This window comes from Mesobacillus jeotgali (assembly GCF_031759225.1).
In the GTDB taxonomy this organism is placed as follows: Bacteria; Bacillota; Bacilli; order Bacillales; family Cytobacillaceae; genus Mesobacillus; species Mesobacillus jeotgali_B.
This window is the reverse complement of the sequence record NZ_CP134494.1, coordinates 2,416,887-2,429,859: the sequence shown is the minus strand read 5'-3', so window position 1 is coordinate 2,429,859 and position 12,973 is coordinate 2,416,887. Positions and strand designations below refer to the sequence as shown.

At 41.6% G+C, this 12,973-nt stretch carries 12 protein-coding genes; 7 read left to right on the top strand and 5 right to left on the bottom strand.

Annotated features, from left to right (window positions below; genetic code table 11):
- Positions 1-352: 352 nt before the first annotated feature.
- Positions 353-1,612, top strand: a complete 1,260-nt coding sequence (gene ltrA / locus RH061_RS12135; RefSeq protein ID WP_311070432.1) for a group II intron reverse transcriptase/maturase — start codon at positions 353-355, stop codon at positions 1,610-1,612.
- 51 nt (positions 1,613-1,663) lie between these two features.
- On the opposite strand, the gene RH061_RS12130 is transcribed toward ltrA, so the two are convergent.
- The 4 genes from RH061_RS12130 to RH061_RS12115 all read right to left on the bottom strand — a co-directional run bounded on the left by RH061_RS12130 (position 1,664) and on the right by RH061_RS12115 (position 4,961).
- Positions 1,664-1,972 carry a HesB/YadR/YfhF family protein gene (locus tag RH061_RS12130; protein ID WP_311070469.1) on the bottom strand — a complete coding sequence of 103 codons (309 nt, stop codon included), beginning with the start codon at positions 1,970-1,972 and terminating at the stop codon, positions 1,664-1,666.
- Between the two features lie 199 nt (positions 1,973-2,171).
- Positions 2,172-3,335, bottom strand: a complete 1,164-nt coding sequence (locus RH061_RS12125; RefSeq protein ID WP_311070468.1) for a CapA family protein — start codon at positions 3,333-3,335, stop codon at positions 2,172-2,174.
- 528 nt (positions 3,336-3,863) lie between these two features.
- Positions 3,864-4,052, bottom strand: coding sequence for a hypothetical protein (locus tag RH061_RS12120; protein WP_311070466.1), 189 nt, complete (start codon positions 4,050-4,052; stop codon positions 3,864-3,866).
- A gap of 48 nt (positions 4,053-4,100) precedes the next feature.
- A complete protein-coding gene (locus RH061_RS12115; protein WP_311070465.1) occupies positions 4,101-4,961 on the bottom strand; it encodes a two-component system sensor histidine kinase NtrB in 861 nt (286 codons plus the stop codon).
- A 281-nt stretch (positions 4,962-5,242) separates the two neighbouring features.
- On the opposite strand from RH061_RS12115, the gene RH061_RS12110 reads away from it, so the two are divergent.
- The gene (locus tag RH061_RS12110; protein WP_311070464.1) at positions 5,243-6,025 is read left to right on the top strand and encodes an STAS domain-containing protein; all 783 of its coding nucleotides are present in this window, start codon (positions 5,243-5,245) and stop codon (positions 6,023-6,025) included.
- A gap of 45 nt (positions 6,026-6,070) precedes the next feature.
- On the opposite strand, the gene plsY is transcribed toward RH061_RS12110, so the two are convergent.
- Positions 6,071-6,658, bottom strand: coding sequence for a glycerol-3-phosphate 1-O-acyltransferase PlsY (plsY, locus tag RH061_RS12105; RefSeq protein WP_311070463.1), 588 nt, complete (start codon positions 6,656-6,658; stop codon positions 6,071-6,073).
- Between the two features lie 172 nt (positions 6,659-6,830).
- Here plsY and RH061_RS12100 point away from each other — a divergent pair, with 172 nt between their 5' ends.
- The 5 genes from RH061_RS12100 to RH061_RS12080 all read left to right on the top strand — a co-directional run bounded on the left by RH061_RS12100 (position 6,831) and on the right by RH061_RS12080 (position 12,857).
- Complete coding sequence (locus RH061_RS12100) at positions 6,831-8,267, top strand: phospholipase D family protein (protein ID WP_311070461.1); 1,437 nt, start codon at positions 6,831-6,833, stop codon at positions 8,265-8,267.
- A gap of 166 nt (positions 8,268-8,433) precedes the next feature.
- Entirely contained in the window at positions 8,434-9,738 is a 1,305-nt protein-coding gene (locus RH061_RS12095) for a purine/pyrimidine permease (protein ID WP_311070459.1), read from the top strand.
- A 103-nt stretch (positions 9,739-9,841) separates the two neighbouring features.
- Complete coding sequence (locus RH061_RS12090; protein ID WP_311070458.1) at positions 9,842-10,255, top strand: CoA-binding protein; 414 nt, start codon at positions 9,842-9,844, stop codon at positions 10,253-10,255.
- Positions 10,256-10,353: 98 nt separating this feature from the next.
- Positions 10,354-11,466 carry a sugar diacid recognition domain-containing protein gene (locus RH061_RS12085; protein ID WP_311070456.1) on the top strand — a complete coding sequence of 371 codons (1,113 nt, stop codon included), beginning with the start codon at positions 10,354-10,356 and terminating at the stop codon, positions 11,464-11,466.
- A 122-nt stretch (positions 11,467-11,588) separates the two neighbouring features.
- Positions 11,589-12,857, top strand: a complete 1,269-nt coding sequence (locus RH061_RS12080) for a GntP family permease (RefSeq protein ID WP_311070455.1) — start codon at positions 11,589-11,591, stop codon at positions 12,855-12,857.
- Positions 12,858-12,973 lie beyond the last annotated feature (116 nt).

The following is a 12,973-nucleotide window of genomic DNA, read 5'->3' as shown; positions in this document are numbered from 1 at the left end:
ACTGCCGAAGGTGGTACAGAGTAAATGAAGCAGATAGATGGAGGGAAAGACTGTACTCTTACCCGGGGAGGTCTGATTGGAAAGCCAAGTACACTTGGTAACCTATCTAGCAATAGATAGCTGAACAATCAGAAGTCAGCAGAGGTCATAGTACTTTACCGGCTCGAGACGGTAAGGGAAGGACTGAACAATTAGGAAGAACGAGAACTAGGCATACAATTCCTGTGTAGAAGCAGACAATCCGAAAGGACTTACTTGAAGGAGGAAGTGGTGAATCCACAGGGGACTTCATGAGGGTGGAGCAGGAATAACATAATTAGATTTCTACGTTCACGTCGAAAGGAAATATCACATGTTAATGAATCTGATTCTATCACGGGAAAACTTAATAGAAGCACTTAAACGTGTGGAGAAGAACAAAGGGAGTCACGGCATAGATGGAATGTCCGTAAAATCCCTACGAAGACATCTCTATGAGAACTGGGACACCCTTTGTGATTCTTTAAGGAAAGGTACCTATCAACCTAACCCAGTACGTCGAGTCGAAATCCCGAAACCGAACGGTGGAGTAAGGTTACTTGGAATACCTACCGTGATAGATCGTTTCATCCAACAGGCAATCGCCCAAGTTTTAACTCCGCTTTTTGACCCAACCTTCTCGGAACATAGTTATGGGTTTAGGCCAAGCCGAAGAGGCCATGACGCTGTACGTAAAGCAAGGGGATATATAAGTGAAGGTTACAGATGGGTGATTGACATGGACTTGGAGAAGTTCTTTGACAAAGTGAATCATGACAAGCTGATGGGGATATTGGCAAGCAGAATCCAAGACCGATTGGTCTTGAAGCTAATTCGAAAATATCTCCAAGCAGGAATCATGATAAATGGTGTAGTCTACGATGCAGAAGAAGGAACACCACAAGGAGGTCCCCTGAGCCCTCTTCTTTCGAATATACTTTTGGATAAGCTTGATAAAGAACTAGAAAGGAGAGGTCACAAGTTTGTCCGATACGCCGATGATTGTAATATTTACATGAAATCGAAGAAAGCTGGAGAACGAGTAATGAACTCCATTACATGCTTCATTGAGCAGAAATTAAAGCTCAAAGTAAACAGAGGGAAATCAGCGGTTGACCGCCCGTGGAAACGAAAATTCCTTGGCTTTAGCTTTACGGTTAATAAGAAACCGAAGGTTCGAATAGCCAACGAAAGTGTTAAAAGGCTAAAAGCTAAAATACGAAAGTTAACATCCCGTTCTAAACCAATCCCCATGGAAGTTAGAATTGAGAAATTGAATCAATTTCTAACGGGATGGTGTGGATATTTTGCATTAGCTGATACACCAAGTAAATTCAAAGAATTTGATGAGTGGATTAGAAGAAGACTCCGTATGATTGAATGGAAACAATGGAAGAACCCGAAGACAAGAGTAAGAAAACTCAAAAGTCTTGGCGTTCCAGACCAAAAGGCATACGAATGGGGAAATTCCAGAAAGAAATTTTGGAGAATTGCCTCAAGTCCAATCTTACACAAAACCCTCGATAACTCTTATTGGAGTCATCGAGGGCTCAAAAGTCTATATCAAAGATATGAATTTCTACGTCACACTTAATTGAACCGCCGTATACCGAACGGTACGTACGGTGGTGTGAGAGGTCGGGGGTTAGTCACCCCCTCCTACTCGATTCTCGAATTTAAAATCGGGTTCCTGCCCAACTGGGTGAAGTTCAACGTACATATCATGGCCATCGAAATACCAAATATCTTTTTCTTCGATATAGTAGGTGACACCATTCTTTTCTGTTTTTACACCGATATGATCAGGCTCCTCTTTCGATACACCTAATGAAAAACCCTTCTGGATGGAGCTGAAACCGCCGTACCGGACAAAGAATCTTAAATAGCTTCCGGATGAAAGGTCCATTTCATTTTCATACCATGCTGCAGCATCATCATTAATTGTGATTATCATATTGTTCTCCTTTCAAACCAGGTAGACCGATTATAACATAAGCAATGCCTGGTCTTCATGGACCAGGCACTCACATTTCATTATTGGCTGTTTTTACATTGCTTATTCGTGAAGGTCAATGCACCATTCCTGCATGCTTAAGTTATAGAAGCGAGTTTTCGAGCTGGTAATGCTATCAAACCAATATTCGCAAGAAAAACTATTTAATGAACTGAGTCATATGCTCCATGATCTCGTTATATTTACTTTCTGCTCCAGCGAGGCCAAATTGGCCGGCTTCTTGCAAAGGAACAACACGATAATTGCTTTGTCTGCTGCTTGAGACAAATGTAGGTAAGAATTCAGGGTTTTGCAGGACAATTTTATCCCCATCCGGTGTGATGGTTTTAGTTATTTCAATCGTGGCAAGGCCGCCGATATCCTTATAGTCCCACATTTGGCCAGACAGGAAATTACCAAGGGAATAGACGACAAATGCCTGTCTTCCGTCCGCTGCAGTCAGCCATTCCATAGGCTGCAGGACATGCGGATGATGGCCAAAGATGATATCCACACCTTCATTGACGAGAAATTGGGCAAGTTCCTTCTGATCGACGGTAGGGAAGCGCTGATATTCATTTCCCCAGTGGATACTCATGACTACAATATCTGATTCAGTTCGGGCGCGGTGAATCTCAGCTTTCATTGCTTCCCGGTCAATCAGGTTCACGAGATGATCCTTGCCGATTGGAACTGGAATCCCGTTTGTTCCATAGGTGTAGGATAAATAGGAAACCTTAATCCCGTTGTTGTTCAAAATTCGTAAGTCTTGCTTGTCTGCTTCATCCTTGAACGAACCAACATAAGGGAGACCGGCCGCTTCCATATTTTTTATAGATGCTAGTACCCCTTTTTCTGATCGGTCAAGAGAATGATTATTTGCATTTGATACAATATCCACTCCGGTATCAATCAATGCCTCTCCAACTTCCACAGGACTATTGAACATTGGGTAGCTTGATAACCCAATTTCCTCACCGCCAAGTAGCGTTTCCTGGTTCGCCAGTAAAAGATCAGGCTGCAATAAGTACTCTCTGACATGACTGAGCATTGGTTTAAAATCATAGCCAGGATTCATAAATGCATCTTCATAAACTGTATCGTGGATCAGGATATCACCAATCGCTCCGATTTTCACTGTTTCTACAAAACTCTTCCCGGTGACATCATAGCTTCTCTCGAGATGTGGCTTTTGAGATTTCAATATTATGCTTGGTTCTTTGGCTTGTGCTTCATTGTACATCTGCAAAGTTAATACGGATGCTAAAATGCCTAAGCCTGCAAACAAGGCAAGACCAAAAGGTTTTTTCTTCTTTTTTCTCATGTTAATCTCCCTAGATTAGAATGAGGCATTTTTATTTTTTAGCCTCTAAGGATAATATATTATAAGAATGGTGTTAAATGTATAAATTTCAGTATGACTTTCATTATTTTGTCATAATTCGATAATTTCCTTATCATATGTTGATTAAAGGAAGAAACTTTGAAAGGGTGAGAGGTATTGTTCAAGATAACGGAGAGCGCTTATAAGATTTTGCATCAGGCAATCAAAAATGAATGCAAGGAAGGGGAAAACCTATATGTCAGGCTGACAATGGGGATCGGCTGAGGCGGGCCGCAGCTTCGAGTTGCTCTGGAGGAGCAGCCATTAAAGAATGATCAGATTCATACATTCGAGGAAGTCCCTATCTTGATTCATGAAGGTGATTCGGTTTATTTCAATGATACGAAACTGGATTATATAAAAGATGTTTTTGGGAGGGGGCAGTTCAAACTGCTAAAGGTGTAATACGAAAAATGCGGTCCATTGAGGAACCGCATTTTTTTACAGTATAGCTTAGCTCTTATACTACTACCTTTCTATGTTTTGCAGGAAATCCAATAATTCATCCATATTCTTTATTTTGATTGCAGCAGGATCGTTTATTCCATTTTCGGGTAGATCAGTTAGAAACTCGACAATAAAATCATCTGGCGACGTTACATCAGCGGTTGTGGTTGTAAAAACATAATTTACAGCCTGCTTGATAACTTCTTCCATTACAATCCGCCTTCTTTCCTTTGTTCTTACCTACATTTTACCAGTCAATCAATGGGTGTTATTGCTTTCAATATGACAATTTTTCGACGAAAAGAATGATTCCGATTCAATAGCAGGCAGTGCGAATTTAAAGGTTGTTTTATTGGGTTCAGTGGCAACACTCATTTTGCCGCCGTGATTTTCGATTATTTCCTTGCTGATCGCCAATCCTATCCCGGTGCCGGCGGTTTTGGTAGTGTAAAATGGCGTGAAGATCTTCTCTAGGGTGAATTCATCAATTCCACTGCCGTTATCTATTACACTCACTGTAACGAAACCCTTACGTTTGATTACAGTCATTGTGATCTCAGCTTTTGCGGCATGATTCCCTTCAACAGCCTCCATTGCATTTTTCAACAAATTGACCAGTACCTGCTTAATTCCATTTTCATCTGCAAATACATATACCTCTTCCTTTGGAAGGGTACTTATGATTTCAATATCCTTTAGAATTGACTCACTAGAAAAAAGCTTGACAATACTTTCAGTTAACTTGTTCATGGATATCTTCTTTTTCTTAGAGTTGTTGCCAGGTTTCAAAACAGAAAGAAACTCAGTAAGCAAGCTGTTCGCCCGATTAATTTCATCTAAAGCGACATCAGCGAAATCCTTCTTGCCAACAGCGAGAATTTCCGGTTGGAGCAACTGGATAAAACCTTTGATGGTCGTCAGCGGATTCCTTATTTCATGAGCTAATCCGGCTGCCAACTGGCTTGCAGAAGCTGCTTGAACCTCACTTCTGGCGGTTTGGATGGCTTGTTGAAGAATCATTAAAGTTTGCTGTTTTTCAAGAATTTCCTTCTCGAGTTTCAGGCTTTCACTTTCAAGATCTGCTTTTTTTCGCTGCTTATAGTTTTTTACTTCTTTCATATATATCCCTTCTTTTAACGAGATTGTTTGGGCTTTGTTAGTTTGAAGTAATATAGTAGCGGGTAATTTCATCAAGAATTCACATACTTTAAAATAGACTTCCTAAATTCGATTTCTTTCGAATGTATATGACATTTTTAATTAAAATATACCAGCATGAGCTGCGTTTATTATAAAGAACAAATTTTTTCTATACGGAACTACAAGACAAAAGGAGCTATAAGATGGTTAATGCTATTCATTTTTTTAGAGATTTTATAATTGACAGGGAAGACAAAATTTTGACCAATATATTGGATGCAATAGATGAAAACCAGCCGGAAGCCTTCATCAAATTTACCCACCATACGGAACTCGATTTTTATAAAGAGCAGTTAATGGATTTGATCCATTTGCTAGAAGGTTACTTGATTGGGGAGTCAGCCGAAGAAGAAATCAGGGACTGGGGCAAAAGAGCGAGTGAAGATAAAGTGCGTTTGGGGCTTTCACTTAGTCAATCCATTGAGCATTTTAATAGTATCCGCGGTGTCTTATGGGAAGAGGTATCGTTGCTGGCGGAAAGAATGGAACATCTTACTGCTGGAGGATGTATAAAATTAGGGAATCTTATTAATGAGTTCGTTGACGGCCTGATTCTCATATTCACGAATTCCTATACTGGACAGGCCAATAAGCGGCTGCGGGCGCAGCAGGAGGTTATAGATGAACTAAGCACACCTGTCATCTCAATTGTTGACGGGGTGGCCGTCCTGCCGATTGTAGGTGATATAGATACACATCGGGCAAGGATCCTTTTGGAACACACCCTCCGTGAAACGACGAATAAGGAAGTGGATTGCCTGATCATGGACCTTTCAGGCGTATTCATTGTTGATACAATGGTTGCCCAGGAACTTTTTAAAATCATAGACAGTCTAAAACTGACAGGAGTCGATGTGAACTTGACAGGGATGAGACCAGAACTTGCTCATTCAGTTGTCACTCTTGGCATCAATTTTGATAATGTGAAACTGTATAACAATCTCGGACAGGCATTAAAGGCCTTTGGGATTGTACGGAAATAAAAAAGCCGGCAAACCTGAAGTGTTTGCCGGCTTAAGTTCGATTGTTTAAAGCCACTTGATTTTTGGCTCAGTTTTTTTGCGGATTCTCTCAATATTAGCTCGGTGCCTATAGATGACGAAGCTGGCCAGGACAGCTACAACTATGATTAAAGGAAGGTCCTGGGTAAAGAGAGAGTAGATGAACGCGGCAATGCCGGTTAGGATGGATGATAGGGAAACATACTTTGTTATGTACAAGCTGATGAAAAAGACTATGAGCATGAATAAGAATAATACCGGAATGTATGCCAGTAAAACACCACCAGAAGTGGCTACCGCTTTTCCGCCGCGGAATCCTGCAAAGATAGGGTACATATGTCCAATCACCGCAAAGACCCCTACTAAAAGCATATGGAGATCATCCGCATTTAGCAGCAAAGGCAGACTAGCAGCAAGTGTTCCTTTCAAAACGTCAGCAATACTTACTACTAAACCAGCTTTTACTCCTAGTGTCCGGAATGTATTTGTACCGCCTAAGTTCCCGCTCCCATGTTCACGGATGTCTTTACCGTAGAATAATTTCCCGATAATGAGGCCTGAAGGAATTGATCCCAGCAAATATGCCAGAATGATGACTATTGCGTTTAATGCCATGAAATATTCTCCTTTTAAGATTATAAGGTTCTTTTATTTTACCATGTTCTCTTAAAAACTCCATGCAAATCTTGAACAAAACTGTTTTCGTATGGATTGTCTTGCTTGCTAAGTTTATAACTTGCTGAATAAGTGAATAAGTAAATATATCAAATTAAGGAGCCCTTCTAAAATGAGGAATGGGAATAATGTATTTAAGAGAAAACCTTTATTGTTATTTATGATCCTTGCAATAATACTTGTCTCCACGGCTGTCTACCAAACCAAAAAGGACCTTCCCGAAGGATTATCATATGAAGGGGAAGTCCATAGGGTCAAGGATGTCCGCTTTTTATATGATTTAACCTATAAAGGATTAGACGGGAAGCAAAAGTATGAGCATGAAATATTCGATACGATTATAAAGAGGATTGGGGAAGCGGAAGATTTTATTGTCCTGGATATGTTTTTATTCAATGGCTATTACAAGGAGGACATGGGCTATCCAGAAATAAGCGAATCTATCAGTGAAAAACTGATCGCCCAGAAGAAAAAGCATAAGGACCTTAAGGTAGTATTCATAACTGATGAGATAAATTTGACATATGGTGCCCATGAATCAGGTGTTTTGAAGGAACTGCGGGATCATGATATTGAAGTTATTTTCACCAACCTGGATCCATTAAGGGACTCTAACCCCTTATACACTGCCTTTTGGCGGGTATTTCTTCAGTGGTTTGGCCAATCAGGCGAAGGCTGGATTCCGAATCCAATGGCAAAAAATGCGCCTGATGTGACGCTTCGCTCCTATTTTGAACTGCTGAACCTGAAAGCTAATCACAGGAAAGTGTTCGCCACTGAGAAGACAGCGATCGTGGCATCAGCAAATCCGCATGATGCCAGTGGATTCCACTCAAATATAGCCTTTGAAACAAGTGGTAATATAATTGGAGATATCTTGGAATCAGAACAGGCAGTTGTCAATTTCTCAGGAGGCGGCAATCTTCCTGAATACACTCCTAAAAAAAGCGAAGGGGATATTGAGGTCCAGATTTTGACTGAGGGAAAAATCCTCAAGCATCTCCAGAACGAGCTGGAAAATACGGGGAAAGGGGATCAAATTTGGATAGGGATGTTCTACCTTGCAGAAAGGAAAGTCATCGACGAAATTGACAAGGCTGCTGATCGGGGAGCGAAAATCAATATTATACTTGATCCCAATACCAATGCATTTGGCAACCAGAAGTCGGGTCTGCCCAATATCCCTGTTTCAGAAGAAATCATGAAACTTGGTAGTGAGAACATTAATATTAAATGGTACAACGCTGGCCAGGAGCAATACCATACAAAAATGATTTATTTTGACAGAGGTAAAAACAGTGTGATACTCGGAGGCTCAGCTAATTTTACCAGACGGAACCTCGATGATTTAAACCTTGAAACCAATATGAAAATAAAAGCAGACTCTGATCGTCAGGTCATTAAAGATGTTGACCAGTATTTCAGCCGGATCTGGAATAATGACGGAGCTGAGTACACATTGAATTATGAAGATAATAAGGACAAGATGACGCCGTTTAAATATATAATCTATTGGATTCAAAGAATTTTATGGTTTACAAGCTATTAACCTAAAGGGCATCCAGACGGATGTCCTTTTTTCAATTGTTATAATTTTTATACATAATTTCTTTCATTTACAATATCCTTAAGTGCGATATTATTAAAGGCGAAATTCTTTTTTCTCTTATGCACTGCTGCTTTTATCTATTACGTTAAGAAGATGGAGATTTTACATGAAGACATTATTATCAGCCATACAGTGGATGGCATTCATCATTGCTGGTTCCATTGTGGCACCAATTGCAATCGCCGATCTATTCCAATTGAATGATTTGCAGACAACAGGACTTGTTCAAAGAACGATGTTTGTCCTTGGCATTTCGAGTCTGCTGCAGGCACTGATTGGGCATCGTATGCCAATTAACGAGGGTCCGGCCGGGCTCTGGTGGGGTGTCTTTACGATTTACGCAGGATTGAGTACGACATTGTTTTCATCGAGCATTGAAACCCTGCAGGCATTAGAAGGAGCCATGATCATCAGTGGTATTGTATTTTTCCTTTTAAGCTTATTCAAACTTATCGATAGACTGGCAGCATTATTCACACCTGTAGTCAGTGGAATTTACCTGCTTTTGCTTGTGATTCAGCTAAGCGGCTCATTCTTGAATGGAATGGCTGGACTTGGCGGAGGCCGGAGCGAAGTGAGTCTTCCGATTGCTATTTTCAGCATTTTTTTGGTCGCCTTCACTTTTTACCTGACGAGGCATCGCATTAAGTGGGTGAGCCAGTATGCTATCTTAATCAGCCTGGCCGCTGGCTGGGTGCTATTTAAGATTTTCAACCTGGGAAAAGCATATGAAGTATACACAGGGCCAGCAATCGCCATACCGGAAATTTTCGCATTCGGGATGCCTATTTTTGATTCCGGCTTGATTGTAACTTCTATTTTCATAACATTCCTGTTAATCACCAATATGTTGGCCAGCATAAGGGTTACTGGACAGGTTTTGAAAAATATGGGGTCTGATCGCACTGAATTCCGCTACCGGGCCAGCGGTTTCACAGCCGGAATTAACCAGCTGCTTGGAGGGTTTTTCTCAGCCATTGGGTCTGTCCCAATTTCTGGCGCCGCAGGTTTTATCTCAACTACTGGTATCACAAGAATTCTTCCTTTTATCATTAGTTCATTGCTGATCGTCCTTGCAAGTATGCTGCCGCATGTGATGTCTTTGTTCGCAGCACTTCCTGCACCCGTAGGCTACTCTGTTACTTTTGTTATATTCGTGAATATGACAGGAATCGCTTTTTCGGAATTTGATCGTGAAAACGATAAAAGCAGGATTCGAGTGGTGATTGGAACCGCCCTGCTGGCAGGGGTAGGCGCAATGTTCATTCCGGGCGAGGCATTTCGAAATATTCCGCCTGTCCTGGTCTCGATCCTTAATAATGGGTTAATCCTTGGCACCTTGCTAGCTGTAGCCGTTGATCGATTCACACTTTACCAGAAAAATAGAAAGGAGAAATTTAAAGCTTTATAATTGTTTAATCCAGAATATATCTGCAGGCAAGTTGGTTTAAGTCTGAAATAATGTGCGTTAAAATAATCATTAAGGTCAAATTATTCCATAGGAGTGATATAAATTGGCAATCAACAATCCAGGACGAGAAGAAATCGGCAAAATCCTAAAAAATTCAAAAAGGATTGCAGTTGTCGGATTGAGCGACAACCCTGAACGGACATCCTATATGGTTTCAAAGGCAATGCAGGCAGCTGGCTACGACATTATCCCGGTGAATCCGACTGTAGATGAGGTTCTTGGAGTGAAAGCAGTTAAAACTCTCAAAGAAATTGACGGACACGTAGACATTGTCAATGTTTTCCGCCGGTCAGAGTATTTGATGGAGGTTGCAAAAGAGTTTGCCGAAATCGATGCGGATGTTTACTGGGCTCAGCTCGGTCTTGAAGACGAGGAGGCCTACAACTACCTGAAAGAAAAAGGATATACCGTGATCATGGATAGATGCATCAAGGTGGAACATGCTTTAACAAGGTAAACAGCGCGTGAGGACAGATGTTCTCACGCTTTACTTTTGTTATATCAAATATTCAGCCATAATAATAGATAGTATAGTTTTTCAAGGCAGGGGTTTATATGGAGTTTTTAAACAAACAGTTAGCTCAGGAAATTGTAGACAGGACGATGGGGATCATCGGAAAGAATATCAATATAATGGATAACCGTGGCGTGATCATTGGATCAGGCGACGAAAAACGCATAGATGACATCCATGAAGGTGCAGTCATCGTAATCGAACAAGGGACGGGTTTTGAAATAACCGATGAGGAAGCTAAGAGGCTTCATGGTGTAAGGCCAGGAATCAATCTGCCGATTTCTTTTGAGGGCAAAATTCTGGGAGTTATCGGCATAACTGGTTCTCCGGGTGAAATTAGAAGCTATGGGGAACTCGTACGCATGGCGGCTGAACTTAGTCTCCAGCAAGCTGTTTTGATGAATGAAGTTCAATGGGATGAAAGGCTAAAGGAGGAGCTTGTCAGCCAAATTATCCATAATGAAGGCAAACATGACCCGCTTTTTCTTGAGAGAGCTATGCGCCTGGGAATCGATCTTCAATTGGAGCGGGTTGCGATTGTCATCATGACTCCTGACAGTAAGAAAACTTACGCCTATTTAAAAAGTAGACTGAAAAAAGATGACCTATTATTGATGCAGAATGACAGGATCGTGGTTTTAAAAGTCGTGCCGCGAGATGACATCGATCATTTCCTTAGAAAAACAACTGAAACATGGCTTAATGGTTTAAGAGTGAATGAGCAAATACAGGTAAAAATTGGGGTTGGTCAATTCCATGAAGGATTGCCTGGGTTCACAAAGTCCTACAGGCAGGCAGTCCTGACATTGAATTCTGGCCTGAAGTTATCCCCACAAAACGATGTTTACATGTATGAGGAATATTATCTGCCGGTATTTCTGTTAAGTGCTTCTGACAAAGGGCTGACGGGGAATTTGCAGCCATTTTATAAGACTCTGATGGAGAAGGATGTCAAGGGCGAACTGACAGAGTCCCTAAGGGCTCTTATCGATACGAACGGCGACATGAATAAGGCTGCACAGAGGCTATTTGTACATAGGAATACGCTGCGATATAGATTCGATAAAATCACAGAAATAACAGGCAAGGATCCACGCAAAACGACGGATCTTCTTCACCTGTATCTCTCATTTCTTAATCATGAGCTTGAATGATATTGTGCAAATGCACAAAAGATCTGTTCTAATACAGGTCTTTTTTTGATGGTTTGACTAATGTATTACAAATAGATAGCGCTTACAATTGGGTTATCAAAAAGTTTTGAGGAGGAAGCATCTTGGATATTCAAGTAAGCGCTTTCGGCGCCATAGTAGCACTAGTAGTGGCTATTTTCCTTATTTTAAAGAAAGTTTCACCAGCGTATGGAATGATCGCAGGAGCACTGATTGGAGGACTTGTAGGCGGTGTAGATGTCACGAATACAGTTACTTTAATGATGGAGGGTGCAAAAGGAATCATCCCTGCAGTCTTGAGAATCCTTGCTGCCGGTGTTCTTGCAGGAGTCCTGATTGAATCGGGTGCTGCTGCTGTAATCGCTGAAACAATCGTCAAAAAGGCCGGAGAGACGCGAGCCTTGCTGGCTCTGGCAATCGCGACGATGATTCTTACGACTGTTGGGGTATTTATCGATGTTGCTGTTATCACTGTGGCGCCTATTGCATTAGCCATCGCCAATCGGGCAGGCATTTCCAAGACAGCTATCCTGCTTGCAATGATTGGTGGCGGCAAGGCTGGCAATATCATGTCGCCGAATCCAAATGCAATAGCTGCGGCGGATGCCTTCCAAATTCCATTGACTTCTGTAATGGCTGCCGGGATCATACCAGCTATTTTCGGATTGACAGTTACTTATATTTTAGCAAAGAAGCTAGTGAATAAAGGGTCCATGGTTACAGCTCAAGAAAGTGAAACAAACATTCAAGGAAAACTTCCATTAATCGTCCCGGCGATCGTCGCTCCATTGGTGACAATCATCTTGCTGTCCCTTAGACCATTATTTGATATTAACATCGACCCAATGATCGCCCTGCCAGCTGGAGGAATCGCCGGAGCGCTTGCTATGGGCAGGATCAGGCAAATCAATGATTATGCAATCGCAGGATTAAATAAAATGTCCGGAGTAGCAATCATGCTCCTCGGTACAGGAACACTCGCGGGAATCATCGCTAATTCAGGGCTGAAGGACGTCTTAATTAACAGCCTGGATGCGCTCGGTCTTCCAGCATTCGTCCTTGCCCCCGTATCTGGTATTTTCATGTCAGCTGCTACTGCTTCTACAACAGCAGGAACCGCAGTTGCTTCACAGGTATTCGGTTCAACCATATTGGAAATGGGGATCACCGCTTTAGCTGGTGCAGCAATGGTACACGCAGGTGCTACTGTCCTTGACCATCTTCCACACGGAAGCTTCTTCCACGCAACTGGAGGAAGTGTCAACATGGAGATTAAGGAGCGTTTAAAATTGATTCCTTATGAAACAGCGATTGGCTTGACTCTCGCAATCGTATCGACATTAATCTTTGGGATCTTCAAATTCTTCGGATAAATAATAGCACTGCTTATAAGCCGGCTGGGTTTACAAAAGTAGGAAATCAAATTCGGTCTGGATTTCTATATAGTCCGGACCTTTCATTTCAGCATATGGATACTGTGGTATTCAAT